Source organism: Streptomyces sp. NPDC006208 (assembly GCF_040613775.1).
Classification (GTDB): domain Bacteria; phylum Actinomycetota; class Actinomycetes; order Streptomycetales; family Streptomycetaceae; genus Streptomyces.
Genome location: NZ_JBEXSW010000031.1, coordinates 21,637 through 39,836, shown reverse-complemented (window position 1 = coordinate 39,836; position 18,200 = coordinate 21,637). Strand labels below are relative to the sequence as shown.

Below are 18,200 nucleotides of genomic sequence, written 5' to 3'. Positions count from 1 at the left end.
CCTGCGTCGCGTTGACGGGTGTCGACAGGTACAGCACATGGGCCTGATGTGGCCGCTGTTCGCACAGCCCCGCGGCCGCAGGCAGGGCCGGCGACCGAGGGCGACGGGGGACTTCGTGGCTGAGGCGAACAGTCAGAGCGACATGCTTGTCGTGCTCACTGCCCTGGAGGTGGAGTACGAGGCCGTTCGGGCGCATCTGGCCGCCTTACGGACACACAGCCACAGCGCCGGCACGCTGTTCGAGATCGGCTGGCTGGACGGCACGCCGTGGCAGGTGGCCCTGGCCGAGATCGGGGACGGCAACCAGGCGGCGGCGGTGCTGACCGAGCGGGCCGTCCGCCTGTTCCGCCCACGCGCGGTGGTCTTCGTCGGAGTGGCCGGAGCGCTCAAGGACGACATCCAGCTCGGCGACGTCGTGGTGGCCACGCACGTCTACGCCTACCACGGTGGCAAGGAGGAGAACGGCCGGTTCCTGGCCCGGCCGAGGGTCTGGCCCATACGCCACGAACTGGAGCAACTGGCCAAGCACGTCCGCAGGACCGGTTCGTGGACCCGGCTGCTGCCGCCCTCCCCGGGGGACCGGCACCCCGCAGTCCATCTCAAGCCCATAGCCGCCGGTGAAGTCGTCCTCAACTCGGCCGGCTCACCGTTGAAACGGCAGCTGCGGCAGCACTACCAGGACGCCGTCGCCATCGAGATGGAAGGCGCCGGCGTGGCTCACGCCGCCCACCTCAACGCGGCACTGCCCGCCCTGATCGTCCGCGGCATCAGCGACAGGGCGGACGGCCGGAAGTACGACGCCGACGCCGAGGGATGGCAGAGAGTCGCGGCCAGGAACGCCGCCGCCCTCGCCTTCTCCACCCTGCGGGAACTCCCCGTCGGCAGCGACCGGCCGGCCGTGGAGGACCCGCCCGCCCGCAGCTCGTCCGTCGTCTTCGTCTCCGCTCCCACCTCCCCGTCACCGGAGATCGAGCGATGGCGCGGCGGCGAGGAGGTCGAGTTCCCCGACGGGCTGTACCTGCTTCACGACGAGTACTTGGAGGAGCACCCCTCCTCCGACCGTTCCCTGATCCAGCGTCAGGCCCTGGCGCGCCGGCTGGACCTCACCGGGCAGTCGGCCTCCCGGTACGTCTGGCTCCGTCAGATCGAGGCCCGACGGGACACCCCCGAAGCGCGGGCGGCGAAGCGGGCACTGGCCGACGAGCACCAGTTGCTCGCGCGTCTGCGGCAGCGGATCGGCGGCCTTCCCGGAACCAGCTCGCTCACCTCGCACGGTCGCACCGACGTACTTGCTGTCGGCTGGCCGGTGTCACGGACCACCGGGGCACCTTGTCAGACCCTCCATGCCGCCCTCGGCCGGGAGGGCGAGCCGGTCGACCCATGGCGGCAGCACCGACTGCTCCACGGCCTCGCCGGACTGTGCGGCACGTTGGCCGCGTTGCACGACCACGGCGTCACCCATCGGTGTCTCGGCCTGTCCGCCGTCATCGCCCACGACGACGGCCGCCTCGTGCTGCGTGACCTCGGACTGGCCACCCGCCCCCCGCGGCCCGGGGAAGGCCCCGCCGAACACCAGGCCCCCGAGCAGCGGCGGCGCGCCTCTCGCGAACGCCCCGGAGCCTGGACCGATGTCCACCAGCTCGGCGCGGTCGCCTACCGCCTCATCACCGGACACCTTCCTCTCCCCGGCACACCACTGCCTCTGCGCGCCCATGTGCCGGACGTGCCGGAGCCCGTCGACCGCGCGGTACGCGCCGCCCTGGCTCAGGACCCCTCCGAGAGACCCGCCCCCCGCGCTTTCGGGGCCGCGCTGCGCAGCGCATGCGACGAGCTTCCCCGAGGAGTCTGAATGGCGTTCCGTACGGTCGATCTGCCGGGGCCGGTCATCCTCGTCCCCGGCACGTCCCTCGAGGGCCAGATGCGCCAGAAGGCCCAGGATCACCCGGGCCTGCCGACCGATCCTCTGCGGCTGGCAGCCGATCTGAACAGCCGTGACGACGGGGCACCGGCGACCTTCAGTGAGCCGCGGCGCGCCGGCGGGGACCGGAGTCTGCTGGTCCACGGCGGGACCTATCTCGTACGCCTGTTCCTCACCAGACCACATCACGGCAGCTGCACGATCGCCGCGATCGACCCGCTGAGGATGCGCGACCACCATCGGCTCTCCCAGGGCTGCCTGCTGCTGCGGCCCACCGAGTGGCGGGTGTGCTACGACGCCCGCGAGGTCCCGCAGGGCTCCGACGCGTACTGGCCGATGCTGGCCGAGGAGTGGCTGCGGATCGGTGACAGGCGGGCCGCGGAGCGCGGTGCTCCTGCGCTGACGGCCGAGCAGACGCAATTCCTCGACACCGTCGACCAGCTGATCGATGCCTCCGAGACGATCACCACGGAGGCGGCCAGATCGGCGGAGCCCTTTCCCTATGCCTCGGTGGGCTCCACGGGCGGACAGCGGCACGGCACGCGGGCGGTCTACGAGTTCCGTCTCGCCGGACCGCGCAGACCCGAGGAGGGTGCGTACGTCCGGATCCGCGGAAGGTCCGGTTACCGGGGGCAGGTGACCCGGGCCGCGGGTGCCTCGGTCACGGTCCGCTTCGATCAGCCGGTCGACTGGGCCCACATCGACCAGCAGGGCGAACTGGAGATCACGCCCAACAGCGTCGTGTACGGACGGCAGCGTGAGGCGGTCGCCCTGTTGCGGGCGCGGCAGGCACGCAGCACCGGCCTCCTTCCGGCGCTCGTCGACCACCGGGTGCGCCCCATCCGGCCGGTGTCCGGCGCGCCGACCGAGGAGCTCGACGACGATCAGCTCCAGGCCTTCCGCAAGGCTGTGGCCGTCGAGGACATGCTGCTGGTGCTCGGTCCGCCGGGCACCGGAAAGACCCGGACGATCAGCCAGATCGCAGCCGGTACGGCAGCCGCCGGTCTGCCGGACCCCGTCCTGGTCACCTCGCACACCAACCGCGCCGTCGACAACGTCCTGTCCCGGCTTCCTCGCGACCTGGTGGTGGTCAGGGTCGGGAACGAAGAGAGGACCACGGCCGAAGGCAGACCCTTCCTGATGGAACGTCAGGCGGCGGAGCTGCGGGAGGAGATCCTCCGGGTCACAGGGCCGTGGAAGCGCGCATACGCCGGCGTCGGCGTCGCCCGGCAGTGGGCGCGGGAGCTCGGTGGCCGGCTCGACCGGCTGGGCGTGCTCGCGGCCGAGGAGACGCGGTTGCGCGACGAGCTCGGGGCCGCCCGGCGCGCTGTCGGCGGACCGGCGCAGACCCGTGTGGACGAGCTGACCTCCGAGCACCTGCGCACGCAGCGGGCCCTGGGCCGCCGCCGACGGCGGACCGAGCGCCTCACCCGCTCCCACCAGGCCGCGCGGCGGCGGAGAGGCTGGTGGCTGATCGGATTTCTCTTCGGGCTGCCGGCTCTGCTGTACGACCGGCGCCTGGCAGCGGCGCACCAGAAGGACGAGAAGCTCCTCGCCGCCGCCACCCGGATCCGCGACGCACTCGCCGAAGCCCAGCGGCAACTCGATGCCGTCACCCGGGACGTCCCCGCCGTGCGAGCCGCACGTAAGGCCGCGGACGAGGCGGAGCGGCGCACTGCGCAGTGCCGGTCGGACGCGTGCACCGCCGCACGCTCCGCTCGCGAGTCCCTGCCCGCCGGCGAAGCGCCTTCTCCCGTGCGCGAGACGGAACCGGTGACCTGCGACCGTGACCTGGCCGAGCTGCACGACCGGTTGGAGCTGCGGCTGCCGCTGCTCACCGCCAGGGGGAAGCTGCTCGGCGCATGGCACGAAGCGGTGTCCGGAGCGAGCGAGCAGCTCTACCCGGAGTTGATCCGCTACGCCCACGTCATAGCCGCGACGTGCATCGGTACGGCATCCCGGCCCGAACTGTCCGGTGTCGACTTCGAACTGGCCATCGTCGACGAAGCCGGACAGATCGGCATGGCCGACGTCCTCGTACCGCTCGTACGAGCACGCCGGGCCGTACTGGTGGGGGACCACCAGCAGCTCCCTCCGTTCCTCGACTCCGAGGTGGAGGCCTGGGGGAAGAACGTCGGGGATCCCGCCGTCGTGAAGCTGCTGGCCGAGAGCGCGCTCGAAAGCCTGGTGCACAGGCTGCCGAAGACCCACGTCGTCCCGCTCACCCGCCAGCGCCGAATGCCGTCGGTGATCGCCGACTTCATCTCCTCCTCGTTCTACGACGGCAAGCTGTCCACCCCCGTGGAGCGCGGGCACCGCGACCCGCTGTTCCGCAGCCCGTTCGCCTTCGTCGACACCGCATGCCTGCCCGCCGCCGAGCGGTACGAGAAGGAGGTGGGGCGCCGGGACGAGCGCTGGGGGCAACGCGGCTGCATCAACCAGGCGGAGGCGAGGCTGCTCACCCGGCTCGCCGCCTTCTACCACCGCAACCACGCGGAATGGGCGGTCATCGTTCCGTACAAGGCACAGAAGACCGCGATCGCCGCGGCCCTGTCCCGGATCATCGATCCGGAGCAGGTGGACCTGAACGTGGGCACCGTCGACTCCTTCCAGGGCGGCGAACGGGACGTGATCCTCTACGGGTTCACCCGGAGCAACCCCGACGGGCGGGTCGGCTTCCTGAAGGAACTGCGCCGGGCGAACGTCGCGTTCACGCGGGTCAAGCACCAACTGGTGCTGGTCGGTGACATGGACACCCTGACCGGCGCCCGCGACACGTACTTTCGCGAACTGGCCCGCTCGCTGCGCGGCCACCTCGCCGAGCACGGCGACATCCGCCAGTACCGGGAGATCTCCGACCACTTGGCCACCCTCGCCGACGAGGGAGACCGCGCGTGAACAGCCGGGCGAGACTGATGCCCTACCCCGAGGAGCGCGCCCTGGAACACGCGGCGTACACCCTCGAGGTCGTACCGACCCGCATCTACTCGGTCCTTCTGCCCGTGTGGTGCGTCGAGGTGAGGGCGGAGGTCACCGAGGGAGAACCGTACGAGCTGATCGACCGCTTCCTCGAACGCGGTATCGCGGAAGCCGAGCTCGACACGGCCGAATCACTCGCCTCGTTCTTCGCACTCGATCCGTCCCTGGTCCGTCAGGCGCTGCGGTTTCTCCACGCCATCGGCCATGTGAAGGAGTCGCGGGGGCGCATCGCCCTCACCGAGCTCGGCCACCGGTCCGTACGTGACAAGGTCCGCTACACGCACACCCGGCAGGACCGGCGCAAGCTGTACTTCGACGCCTTCGCCTGCCGCCCGCTCACCCGCGCCCACTACGACGTCCGCAGGGTCACCTTCCTGTCCGGCGACTGTGTCCAGGAGGCGCTCGACCGGCGGGACGGGCCCCCGCTGAACGTCCTGAGCGCCACCCGTTGCTTCCGCCGGGAGGCGCTCTCAGAGCTGGCCCGCGACCCCGACCGTGACCGTTACAACCTGCCGGAACGGATCGACGACCCGGAAAGCCTCCACGAGGAGTACGTGTTCATGCCGGCGTACATCGTGCGGGCGGTGGCCCCGGGCGAAAGGGTCCGGCACCTCGTCTACACGCAGGCCGCCGACGAGGCCGACGACGGACTCACTGCCGCATGCGAGACCACGCCCGAGGTCTTCAGCGCCTTCGAAGCGGAGGAAGTGGACGCCGAACGCCAGGACTTCCAGAACAGAGCGGCCCGGTGGCTCAGCACCCGGAACCTGGCCCGGTACCAGCCGAGCAGGGGTGAGCACGGTGCCTGGCGGGTCACGATCCCGGGCACAGGCTTCGGTCCGGGCGGCGGTCTGCCCCTCACCAAGCTCGGCTCGTTCGTGGTGCTCGGTACCTCCTTCTTCCATGTCTGGTGCGCCGATGAACGAGTACGCCGCCGCGCCCTCCTCGAGCGGATCGACTCCTACCTCGGCGCGCGGGCCCGCACCGACCGGGACGCAGTCGAGGCGCAGATCGCCCGGATCTCCCACCAGCTCGGCCTGGGGATCCTGGGCATCGACGACCTTCGCCGGGCAGCCGCCGGTGCGGGCAGACGGGCCCTGGCCGACCAGTTGGCCCGTCTGAGGTGACATGGCGCAACCAGTGGCGTGCGGCTCTGAGTGGAAGGAGCGCACGGAATTACCGAGGGGCGCACGAAATTTCCAAATGCGCCCCCTCGTGACACTCGGACGTCACGGCCTCGTTCGCCGTGGCGAGTGCTTTTGCTTGCGGTCATCTCCTGGCCGCTGAGGCGCTTTTGTGCAGGTCAATTGATCGGGCAAGGAGCGGCCGGGATCCGATCAAGGATTTCGTCCCGCCCGACCGGTATGTTTCCGTCTGCTCTTTGCCGTGTCGAAGTGGCCTCATGCGCGAATGATCTCGAACGTGTGTGCAGGTGGATGGTGCGGTGGGTGCACCATTCCGGCATCGCTGCGTGCAATTCACGGCACGAATCTCAGAGATTTGCTCAGCGTCGGAAGCGGACGGGTCTAATCTCTACCCACGGCACGAAAGCCTTCCAGTGGGGGACCGGTGTGTGCCGTGTCGTACGGGGGGCGTCATGGGGCTGTTCGCTGAAGGTCGGCATTTCATGGAGGTGCCGCTTCCGCAAGAATGCGAAGCCCTGCCGAAAGCGTGTGCCCGGCACGGGTTTTCCGTCGGAGAGAACCGGCTCGCACGGGGCGCGCGATCCGCCCTCGTGCTGCCGGCTCTTCGGCCACATGGCAAGAGATCCACTGTGAGGGGACGCCGAAAACCCCGGCAGTGGGCCGGATCCCGCCGATGACGATGAAGAACGCCATGCACGTTTCACGCGGCATGCGGATGCCGTGCGGTGCGCCGAGTGGCCTCTTACGAGGTTGTGGGGAGTAGCAAGCGTGGAAGACGACGCGGGTTCGTCGGCGGCTCGGGCCGACGGCGTCCTGACAGGGGCGGTTGAACCGCCCACCTCGATCCAGGTCCACGGCGTCCGGCGTCCGGGCTCAGCCGTGTCGGCCGGCAGGGCACTCCTTCGCGCCGCGGCCGTGCTCGGAAGTGCCCTTCTTCTCGCGGGACTTCTGTCCCCCGGGGCCGGGGCCACGCCCGACCGCTCACCGGCCGCCGCACCGCCCGCGGCGTCGGACGACCCGATCAACTACGCCGTCGCGGTGGACGAGTCCGCCAGCCTCGCTCCCGGGGACATCGACCGGGAGAAGGACGCCGTCTCGGCGATCGCGGTCGGCGAGCCGTCACCGAAGTCGCGGATGGCGGTGTTCGGCTTCGCCAGCGCCGACACAGCGGATCAGTCGCCCATCCACGAGGTCTGCCCGGTCACGGAGCTCGACGTCGCCGGGCGGGAACGCATCAGCGAGTGTGCCTCCGAACTCCGCCGCCGGGAGCCGGACGAAGGCTCCGGCACCGACTTCATATCCGCCGTCCGGCAGGGCGTGGCCCGGCTCACCGAGGCCCCCGGGGCCGACGTCCCCCGGGTCCTGTTCCTGCTCACCGACGGCAAGCTCGACGTGGAGGACAGCTATACCTACCGGGAGCTGGACGCGGCCAGCCGCACCGACGCCGTGGAGCGGAACCTTCAGCGAGCACTGAAGGAGGCCCGTGACGCGAAGGTGCAGATCTGGCCGCTCGGCTTCGGCTCGGACATCGACCGGGACGCGCTGCGCGCCCTCGCGGCCGGCGGCTACCAGACCGGGTGCAAAGACATACCCGAGGCCGAACCGAAGGCGGCGGTGGTGCCGAGGGCCGAGGACGTCGGTGAGGCGCTGGAGACCGCGTTCTCGGCCGCGCGCTGCCTCTACCGGGAGCAGGGTGACAGCGGACGCCCGCCGACCGACCTCAAGGTCCGTGTCTCGCCCCTGGCGGCCGTGGGCACGATCGTGGTCTCCAAGGGGGACCCCGAGGTCACGGCCACCTACTACGACCCCAACGGCAAGAAGGTCTCCCGGAGCGGCCCGGAGTTCGAGTTCTCCGGGCGTGACCGGGCGGTGGAGTCGCTGCGCATCACCCGTCCGGTGGCCGGCGAGTGGCGGGTGCACCTCGACGCGCCCGAGGGCCATCGCGACCGGCTGGCGCGTATCAGCGTCCTGTGGCGAGGCGAAATACGCTCGAGCATCTCCCTGGAGAAGCCGTCCCCGAGGCCCGGGGAAAGGACGGATGTCCGCGTCCAGTTGCTGACGCGCGACAGCGTCAAGCTGGAGGAGCGCGACCTGCGGGGCATTTCCGTGGCCGGGAAGCTGACGGGCGACGGCTTCGGACAGCTGGCCATCGGGCTCGCGGACGACGGAGACGGTGCGGACAAGAGGGCGAACGACGGAGAGTTCTCCGGCACGGTGACCGTTCCGAAGAAGGCCACCGGCGCGCTGATGTTCTCCAGCACCGTGGAAGCGGTCGGCCTCAGCCCTGACAACCGGCCCTATCCGACCCGGATCGCTCCGCCGACCGTGACGTTCGACGCCCTGCTCGGCGTGCCGAGCGCCACCGTTCATCCCGGCGGCCGGGTGCACGGCTACGTCGCCGTCAGCAACAGGGACTCCACCGAGCGCACCGTACGCCTCGCGCTCGCCGACGCGCAGGGCACCGGACTCACCATCAGCCCGGCGCAGGTGACGGTCCGCCCCGGCACATCGCGGAACGTGGACTTCACCCTGGACGTGGGCAGCACGGCGGAGCTCGGCGTGCCCGTCACGGAGCGCGGTCTCGTGCTCGGGGGCAAGGTCGTCGTCGCCGAGAACGACGCCGTGCTCGACGACGCCTCGCTCGACATCACCGTCACCCCGCGGCCCAGCGACGCCGAGGTGTTCTGGGACAAGTGGTGGCCTGTACTCATCATCGGTACCGCTCTGTTCGCCGTGCTGCTGGCGTTGCTGCTGTCCCGCCGCCGCCTCCGCCGGTGGCAGATCGCGCCCGGAGGCCTGGTCCTGGAACTGCGCGACGCCGCCAACCGGACGCTCGGCGAGCACAAGGCCAAGGCCGGCCGGGGCAGCTGGTACGAGTTCGAGCTCGTCGACGCCGCCACCGACAGCCCCCGGATCCAGCGGCGCCCCGGCGGAGCGTATGCGGTGCGGCGCAGTCCCGACGGAGGAGCGGTTCTGCGCTCCCGCGGGCAGGCGGACCGGACGCTGCGTCACGGGGATTCCATGACCATCGCCGACGGTCTGACTCTGCACATCGCCGAAGGCAGCGGCCGCAGACCCGCGCGGCCGGGCCGGTCCGCCGTCTCGGCCCGCAGAGCGGGCACCGGCCGCCCCGAACGGGGCTCCGGCAAGGGCAGCGGTCGATCCGGGACGACCTCGGGCGCCCCCGATTCAGTGACCAGCTCGTACCCGTCGGGTCCCCCCGGCGGCACGTATCACGAGGACCTCTGAGACCTGATCCCTGGCGGCGCGGCCGCCGGTACCCGGGCCCCGCCGGTTTCCTCCGGGGCCGGGTCCAGCGCGTCGCGATCCTCCGCATACGTACCTGACCATCCGTGACCGGGAAGCCCGACGGGCCTCGGTGAAGGGCGAAACCCATGAAGATCTTCCAGCCGATGCTCTTCGTCGGCCTGGGCGGCACCGGCGGGCTCGTCGGCTCCGAGCTCGAGCGCCGACTGCGCGCCGAGCTGTGCGGGCCCGACGGCACGGCGCTCAACAGGCTGGGCATCCAGCTGCGCTACCAGCTTCCGGAGTGCCTCCAGTTCGTCTACGCGGACTTCAGCGAGTCGGAGCTCGCCAGGCTCCCGCATCTGAGCGCCGACAACTCGTTGCGGGCCGCCTACAGCCGAACCTCACGTGCCACTCATGACCTCCTCCCCGACTTCGACAGTTCCCCGGAGGTCACCAGGATGCTGCGTGCGGTGATGCGGAGCGAGGCCGCCGGCTGGCTCCCGCCGCGCGAGGGTGAGCCGAAGGTCACCCCGCTGCGCAACGGTGCCGGGCAGCTGCCCACCGTCGGCCGCGCCGGCCTCTTCGGCACGCTGCGGCACGGCCTGACGCCGGTGATGGGGCCGCTGCTGCAGGCCATCGACGCCATCAGCCGCTCCGGGGGAGAACTCAGCCAGCTCGGCGGCGGGCCCATGTCCGGCTGTGACGTGTTCGTGGCCTTCTCGGTGGCAGGAGGCACCGGAGCCGGGATCTTCCTCGACTACCTGCACCTGATCGGCGAGGCCTTCAAGGCCAAGAACTTCGCCGGGGCCAGGATCTACCCCCTGGTCGTCATGCCCTCCGCCTTCTCCCCTTCCGCCGGGGGAGGCCGGGAGGCGGAACTCAACGCGGCCAGAGCGGTGGTGGACCTCTTCAGGCTTGTGGACGAGCAGAACGTGCCCACCGCCGAATCCGACCTCGGCGACACGGCCCAGGAGTCGGCGCTGCACATCCGCTACCCCGGCGTGCACCCCATCCGCCTGAGCACCGGCATGGTGCCGACAGCGTTCCTGTTCAGCCGCACCGCCGGCATCCGCCCCGACGACCTGCGACGCTCCATCGTCTCGCTCGTGATGTCGCTGATCGGTACCGAGCTGGGCGACGGCACAGGGCCCCGTGGCCGCGCCGACGACGACTACCAGACGTTCGCCGCCAGCTTCATCAACCGCGGCCTGCACCGCGCCGCAAGGGCCGCTTCCGGTATCGGCCACCAGGGCGTCTCCACCAGCCTGGTCGCCTCCATGACCGCGCCGCTGGACGAGCTGGCCGAGCTCGTCTCCTCGCGCATGCTCGCCATGTCGGTACGCCGTCTGACCGACCCGGGCAGGCAGTCGAGCCACACGTACACCGGCACCGTCCGCCGGATGTTCGCCGACTCCGGGCTCGACGAGCTGTGGGCACGCGAGGCCCTGCCCGTACCCGATCCCGACCCGCTTCCGCGTGGTGGCGCCGATATCGAGCAGGCACTGCGCGACCGGGTCAGCGACATGCAGGCACTCCTGGAGGACCTGCGACGCCGGGTCTCCCGCCGTGCCCCGGCGCTCGCCGAACAGTTCGCCCCCCGTGCGGCGGTGGAGCGGCTGCTGCGCTCCACGGACCTGTTCCAAGTGGAGCGCATCATCAAGGGCGTCCCCGGCGACCCGGACCCCGTCACCGTGCTCGGCTTCCTCGGCATGCTGGAGAACCGCAGCCGCGAGCCCGGGCGGCCCGCCGGAGTCGAGGTGCAGCCCCCGGCCGTCCCCCGGGTCAAGGGAAGGATCGGCGGACTCTCCAAGGCACGGTGGGGCGACGACGACGTGGTCGCCGCGATCGAGGCCCAGGACCGCTGGTACAAGTGGCGCAGCCGGGTCATCTGGCACGAGGCCTGGCGGGAGCAGGAGCAGCGCTGGCGCCCGGCCGTGGTGGCGGCCAACCACGAGGTGACCCTGCTGGTCGAGGCGTTCCGCAAGCATGTCGAGGAAGAGCCGAGGGCGTTCGCGGAGCAGGTGCAGGAACTCTACGACGACCGCACCGGCGTGTCGTACCTCCTGCCCCCGCAGAACAACCTGCACGAGTTCTACGACGACCTGATGGAACGCCTCATCAAGCGGGTCAACCTGCGTGACAACGACGACGAGTCCGCGCTGCTCCTCAAGCTGATCGACGGCGACCGCTGGCAGGCCGCGCACAGCTCGGGACGGCGTAACCCGGGGGCCGCCGTCGCGGTGGTGAAGTCCACGGTGGAGCAGCGGATCAAGACGCTCTTCGCGGAGAGCGGGGTGCAGGCGGACGAGCGGCCGCTGCTGCCGTCGATGGCGATGCTGCTGGCCGCCGCGGCCGGGGTGGGGGACGCCGCCGAGGAGACCGGCAAGAGCGCGATCGAGCAGTTCCGGTTCAAGATTGCCGGGCTGCTCCCGCACGGATTCGTACCGGAGGGCCGCGGGCCGCTGAAGATCCTGATCGTCTACCCGCGCATCCAGGCCAAGGACGCGGTCGAGGAGTACCTGCGCAAGTCACTGCTGCTGCCGAGGGACGGCAAGCGGTCCATCGAGTTCCGTGGGGTGGAGACCGACTCCATCACGGTGGTGCTCTTCCGCAGCGAGATGAGCCTCACCGAGGTGCCGGAGGCTCGTAACGTGCTCCGGCAGTGGGCCAGGGCGAGCCAGGCCGAGCAGGTCGAGGACGTGCTGAGCTGGCGGCAGCGACTCGGCTACCGCGACGACTGGCTGGCCAGCACCGAGCAGGACCGCCAGCACATCCTCCACCGCCTGCTCTGCGCAATCTGGAACGGCCAGGCGGACATCGTCGAGGGCGACGCCGACTCGCCCCGGCGGGTGCGTATCCGGCTGTACGAGGAAGAGGGCCCCCATGTGCCCGGGATGACCCTGCGGCTGGACGAGTACCGGGACGAGATTTCCGGATGGGCCGGACTGCTGCGCTCCTACGAGCGATGGGCGCTGCTCGACGAGGGCAGCATCGTGGAGGACTACTGCGGCGTGCTGATGAGGGTGCAGCCGAAGAGCCTCGGGCTGTCCGGCAGCGAGCCGGACCCTCTGTACGTACAACTCGTCCACAAGGTGGCGCCGCACCAGCTCAAGATCCTCGAGGAGCGGGAGCGCCTGTACGGTCCGCGGAGCACCCAGTGGATCAGGCCGCTGCGCCAGTTCTGGTCCGAGACCCTCCAGGGCGCTCTGGACATCGAGTTCACGGACAAGGGGGCGTTCCAGCCGACGCTGCGGACCCTGGAGGCGGCGATGGGGCATCAGCCCGACGGCGGGGGAGCGCACCCGACCGCCGAGCCGCCTCCGGACGCCCAGCGGGCGCAACGACGCGAGGAGGAGGACGACTGGGGAACGCGTCCGCTGCACTCTGCGCAGCCCGACCGGGAAGGCGGCCCCGGACCCGCCCCGGATCACTCCGACGGACCCGGGCAAGGACCCGCCCGTCCCGGACGATCCGACCGGCCCGAGCGGCCCGCCCCGTCCGACCCGGCCCACCGCGCCGGGCGTTCCCCCGATCATGCGGCGCCCGACCGGGACCGGCCCGCACCGGAGGACGGTGACAGGCCCCACTGGACGCCGGAGGACCCCGGCAAGCGCACACCGGCCGCCGAGCCGTTCGCGGGCGGGACGGCCGGGGCGTCACGTTCCGGCCGCCCCGCACGGGACGACTACCCGTGGGAGGACGGCGGGAGGGACGACCCGCCTCCACCGCCGGCGAACCCGTACGGCCGTCCGACGCCGGAGCCGGGCCCGCAGGCGCCTGGCGGCGCCTCGTCCCCCGAGCCGCCACCTCCCGTCTATCCGCCCTACCGGGCCGACGCCGACGACGCACAGGACGGCTGGCCGGGTGAGGACCGCGACCTTCCGTGGACCGCCGGGTTCGGGAGCACGGACGGCGACGGGCCGCAGGCCTCCGGCGGAGCCGACGAGGACCGCACGACCCGTAACCCCTGGGAGCGTGAGCCCGAGTGAGCCCGGCAAAGGATGCCGCGAAGCCGGTGATCGTGCTGGACCTGCGGTCCGGTGCGCACGCTCTGGCTGCGCCCGGGGCCCTGCGGACCTTGGTCCAGGAACAGCTGCGGCACGAGGGGCTGCCCGAGCCGGAGGACTTCTACCGGTTCCTCGTGGTCGACACACCGCATGGACTGACGTCCCATCACAGCCTGTACGAGCAGATCCTCGGCTACCGAACCGTCGGGCAGCGTGTGCGCGTGCTCTGCCTCGTCGTCGGCGACCTGCCCGATGCCCTGGGCGGGGACTCCCCGCGCGACGGGGCGGCATCCGGCGGACTGCCGGAGGAGGAGAACCCCGAGGCCGGGTACGGCCGCCGGATGCAACGGCCGGCCGCTCTGCGGGGTCCGGACGCCGGGCTGCTGTGGGCCGGAGACCTGCGGGCGGCCCGGACGGCGGGCGATCCCGTCTCGGCCGACGACCCGGATGCCCTGGCGATCCTGGTGGATCTGCTGCGTGCGCTGTTCGACGACGCCCTGGAAACGCTCGCGCAGTTCCCCGACGCCGTGGCGGTGCCCGGCGTGCGGGTGCTGGAGCACGACCTGTCGGAGGCCGCCAGGGCCCGGGCATGGCGCCAGGCACTGAGCCGGTTCGCGGGCGACCGGTCGGAGGCCGGCGCGCGGGAGGGAGGCGAGGGCATCCCCGTCGAACTGCCCAAACCCATGGACGAGATGGCGGCCGGGCGGCCCGCCGGGCGTGTTCCCGGGCCCCGTCTTCCGGGAGGTGCGGCGGACCGTGCCCACCTGAACTGCGCCGACGCGCTGCACGATGCGTGGGAGGGCGTGGACCGGTTCCGGCGGCTCGGCGGCCTGGTCACCGGGTCAGGAGGGCGCGCCGCGGCCCATGCACTGGACGATGCGGCGCACGGTCTTGCCCGCTACCGGGATCTGGTACTCAAGGCACTGCACGACGGCGGTCCCGCGGCCGGCACCGCCACTGCCGAGGCCACACTCCGGCTGGCGGAACTGGGCATTCAGGTGCCGCCGCACGCCGGTGCGAGGGAAGGGACCGGGGAGGGGCTGCGCAGACTCGCCGAGCGGATGCTGGACGAGAGGCTCGCGCTGCGCAGCGTCGCGGAACGGTTCGCGGCACTCTCTGAGCAGGTGGCGCCCGTCCCCGGGGCCGCACTCCTTCCGGAGGTGGACCGCCGATGCCCGGCGGAGCTGCTGGAACGGGTGTCGGCGGCACAGCGGTTCACCGTGTCCGCCGCGTCACCGCGACAGCTCGCCGGCGCCGTCGTCGCCACCGCTCTGGCCGCGTTGTGGGCCTGGCCGGCCACCCTCGCGGCTCTCGCCGTCCTGTTGGTGCTCGTCGGCGGCAGCCTGCTCGCGGGGGTGCGCCGCCCGAACCGGGGCGCCGGCGGCGCGACGGCCGGCTCGGCGTCCACCGGTGCCCTGCCGCAGGCGGCGGCGGCACTGCTCGGGGGCGCCGCGGGTGCCTGGTCGGCGACATGGTGGAAGGTCCCCCCGTGGGCGGGCCTCACCGGGCTGCTGCTCGGACTGGGTCTTGCCGTCGCACTGGTCGCGCTGCGCTGGAGCCAGGCCGTCGATCACTGGTGGGAGCGGACCGGGGGTGCGGACGCGCAGCGAGCCCTGGACGGCCTTGACGCCCTGCTCGAGGAGGCGGTCCTGCGGCAGTGGTGGGCGGCCGACGAACGGATGTACTGCGCGAACGCGGCACGCATGGTCGCCGGGGCGCTGCGCGGCGCCGCCGCCACCGCCGAGGCGCTCGACGCCGGGGCGGCACACGGCCGCGGACCCGGGCAGGCCGACGACGGTGGCTGGGGCGAACAGCCGGCCCAGGAGCCCGCGTCCCACGCCGCGGGGGAGGCCTCGGCCGGCACGGAGCTGCCGGACTGGATGCCCGCGCCCGACACGTACGAGCGGATGCCCGGGTCTGCCGAACGGGGGCAAGGACCGGGAGACGGCCCCTCGGCGTCCGCCCCGGTGGGCGTCAGCGCGACGGCCGTCCGTCCGTCGGGCGACGGTCCCGCGTGGCTGGACAGGGAGGCCGGTGAAGGGGGACCGGAGCTGGTCGACACTCTGGTCGGCGACCTCGTCGACGCTTTGGTGACTGCCCTCGATCCTTACTGGGGAGCCGTCGAACGCGGCCGCGCGGGGGGTGCCGCGCTGACCCGTATCGAGCAGGAGGTGCGCGAGCAGCTCGACGCGGCGCACCGTCACCTGCTGCGCAACGGTGTGGTCTCGGCGCCACCGTTCGCCCGCCTCCAGCAGCGGCGCGGCACCTCGGAAGGACTGCTGGGCATAGGAGCGCAGCGCGTCGCTGAGGCCACCGACCCCAACCCGGACCTGCGCCGGGTCATCCAGCTCGTCTCCCCCGACCAGGCGCCGCTGCTGAGCCGTGACCCGTCCGCCGTGGAGTGGATCAGGTTCGCACCGGAGGCCGTGTGGAACGGGGCCGAGGCCCGCCACGGGATGGATCCGGGATCGCCGCCCCAGGCCGCGGACACCCCTTCCGGGACGGCCCCGGTGGTCCGCAGCCGCGCCGTCTGGACCTCGTCCGGGCGCTATGCCGGGCTGCTCCGGCTTGTCCCCCTGAGGGCAGGCGTGGTGGAGAGCGTACGGCTGCGGGAGTGGGCCGATGGCGAGGAACGCGTGTCCACGGGCGCGGACTGGCACCTCCAGGGCGCCGACGACTGGACGAAGCCGCGGGAACTGCCCGATGGTGAGGAGAACCCGTGGTGAGTGAACCGAAGACGGGCGCGGGCAGCATCACGGAGCCGAGTCCCAAGCCCGGCACCGACAGACCGCCGGACCTTTCCTTCACCACTCCCCGGGGCAAACGGCACCACGTTCCCGTCCGTTTCGGCGCCGATCTTCAGCGGGTGGTACGTCCTCCCCACGTGGCGCGCGAGGTGCTGCTCGGCGACGCCTGGCAGGGGCTCCAGGTACGACTGTGCGCGGCTGACGCGGCCGATCCGCACGAGTACCAGATCCTGGAGACCGAGGTGGGCGTCGCGCTGGCGGTCCACCGAGCCTTCTCCGGCACCCCCTTCCAGGGGCTCTTCCCGGTTCCGGTGGGCTACGACATGGATGCGGCGGAACCCTTTCTGATCTACGCCGCCCCGCGCGGTGAGCCGGCGACCTCCCTCGCCCACGGCATCTCCACCACCGACCAGCGCATCATCGAGCGCGATCTGGTGCTCGCCATCCGGCTGTTGGAGAGCCTTGGCCTGGTCCACCGCGGGATCGTGCCCGCCGCCGTCCGGTGGGACGGTGAGCGGACCCAGCTGTGGGACCTCGGGGCGGTGGCGCGTACCGGCATTCCGCGCGTCCCCTGGGGGGCGGCGCCCTATGCCTCACCCGAGCAGCGCGCCGGAGTCGGCGAAGTCGAGGCCAGAGACGCCCTGTGGAGCGCCGCCCAGCTCATGTACCAGCTCGTGGCGGGGCGTCAGGGCAGTCCGGAGGGCCCGCCGGCGGACCTGGACGTCCACCGGTCGCTGGTACAGACCCTGGGCGGTGCCTTCGCCCCCAAGGCGGAGGACCGTCCCACACCGGGGCACTTGCTCGGTCTGCTGATGCCGGACTCCGACCCGCACGCCACGGTGGCGGCACGCCCCGACCCGTTGGAGCCGCACCGCAGGGAGTTCGACACCGCGCTCGCGCGCAAGCGCGCGGCGGCCGGGCTGGACCGGGACGGCTCGCAACCGCACGGCGATCCGCACCCCACCGAGCCGCTCCGGGCTTCGGACGGCACGGATCCGGCCGGCCGAAGGCGCACATGGTTCAACGGTGGCACGGGTGACCGTGGCGGAAGGGGACGCCGATGAACGGCACCGCATCCCAGCTCGAACCGGGCCAGGTGATCTGCCCCTACTGCCTGGAGATCGTCACCTACGACGAGCGGGTCCTCCACACACGCAACGAGAAGCTCCAGTACGAGAAGCTGGACATCTCCAAGCTCACCAATCCGCTGCGGCGCGCCGATGTCATGCGCAGCGCCTTCCAGCTCTGCGGCAACACCGAGGACATCAAGCCGCACTACATCCCCGTGCCCTACCTGACCCACGGCCGCCCGCTGACCGTGGCCATGGTCGGGACCTCGGGAACGGGCAAGAGCCACCTGCTCACCCAGATGATCGCCGAGGTGACGGACGGCGGTCTGGAGCCTTACGGGGTGAAATGGCAGTCGGTCAACCCGGCCGACCACTCCGTCTTCATCAGGGAACGGGTGGCCCTTCTCCGCTCGGGCGAGCAGCTCGAGGCCACCGGGCAGACACCCTTCGCCGAATTCGTCGAGGCACTGCTGCTCACCGGGGTGGACGGGCAGGTCCGCCCGGTCGCGTTCTTCGACCTGGGCGGTGAGGACCTGGTGCGTACCGATGCGCTGCTGCGCTTCCTGCTCGGTGTGGACGCGCTGGTGTTCGTGGTCGATCCGGTGCTGGCCTTCGGGCTGCCGCAACTGGACGACGCGCGAACGCAGTACGGCCTGGAAGTCAGCCGGAGCGATCCGGCCTTCGAGACCGTACTCGACCGGCTGCCGCGTCAGGGCCCCTACCTCGATGTCGCCACGGCGCTCGTGGTCGGCAAGGCGGACCTGTTGCGCTTCGAACCACCGGTGGACCGCTGGCTGAGCGAACCGTCCTCGGTCCCGGCCGACCCGCGGCGGCTCCGCGAGGAGAGCCGCGACGTGTACGCCTTCCTGCGACGGCACGCCGCCCCGGCCTGGCTCCGGCCGTTCGACAGCGCACTGCGCTGCACCCTGCACTTCGCCTCCGCGACCGGGGGCCAGCCCCAGAACGGTCTCTTCCCGCACGGGGTGCGCTCACGGAGGGTGCTCGGACCGCTGGTGTCCATCCTCGCGATGTGCGGGCTGCTGAGCAGCAACCCGGACCACAGGCCCTCGACCGTGGGGATGTGA

Annotated in this window: 8 protein-coding genes; all 8 read left to right on the top strand. The window is 71.7% G+C overall.

Translation table 11 applies throughout. The features are described from left to right. The first annotated feature begins 115 nt into the window (after nt 1–115). The 8 genes from ABZ208_RS24460 to ABZ208_RS24425 all read left to right on the top strand — a co-directional run bounded on the left by ABZ208_RS24460 (nt 116) and on the right by ABZ208_RS24425 (nt 18,200). Complete coding sequence (locus tag ABZ208_RS24460) at nt 116–1,849, top strand: hypothetical protein (protein ID WP_356911600.1); 1,734 nt, start codon at nt 116–118, stop codon at nt 1,847–1,849. Then, a complete protein-coding gene (locus ABZ208_RS24455; RefSeq protein WP_356911599.1) occupies nt 1,850–4,816 on the top strand; it encodes an AAA domain-containing protein in 2,967 nt (988 codons plus the stop codon). Then, nucleotides 4,813–6,024: a hypothetical protein gene (locus ABZ208_RS24450; protein WP_356911598.1), complete on the top strand. Its 1,212-nt coding sequence runs from the start codon at nt 4,813–4,815 to the stop codon at nt 6,022–6,024. Before ABZ208_RS24455 ends, ABZ208_RS24450 begins: the two co-directional genes overlap by 4 nt. A 786-nt stretch (nt 6,025–6,810) precedes the next feature. Then, on the top strand, nt 6,811–9,291 hold the full coding sequence (locus ABZ208_RS24445) for a vWA domain-containing protein (protein WP_356911597.1): 2,481 nt from the start codon (nt 6,811–6,813) through the stop codon (nt 9,289–9,291). Nucleotides 9,292–9,437: 146 nt separating this feature from the next. Continuing rightward, complete coding sequence (locus ABZ208_RS24440; protein WP_356911596.1) at nt 9,438–13,280, top strand: tubulin-like doman-containing protein; 3,843 nt, start codon at nt 9,438–9,440, stop codon at nt 13,278–13,280. Continuing rightward, nucleotides 13,277–16,024, top strand: a complete 2,748-nt coding sequence (locus ABZ208_RS24435; RefSeq protein WP_356911595.1) for a hypothetical protein — start codon at nt 13,277–13,279, stop codon at nt 16,022–16,024. The genes ABZ208_RS24440 and ABZ208_RS24435 overlap by 4 nt, the downstream gene beginning before the upstream one ends. Next, nucleotides 16,021–17,109 (top strand): hypothetical protein, encoded by a 1,089-nt coding sequence (locus ABZ208_RS24430; RefSeq protein WP_356911594.1) that lies wholly within the window; start codon nt 16,021–16,023, stop codon nt 17,107–17,109. Before ABZ208_RS24435 ends, ABZ208_RS24430 begins: the two co-directional genes overlap by 4 nt. Next, nucleotides 17,106–18,200: a hypothetical protein gene (locus tag ABZ208_RS24425; RefSeq protein ID WP_356911593.1), complete on the top strand. Its 1,095-nt coding sequence runs from the start codon at nt 17,106–17,108 to the stop codon at nt 18,198–18,200. The genes ABZ208_RS24430 and ABZ208_RS24425 overlap by 4 nt, the downstream gene beginning before the upstream one ends.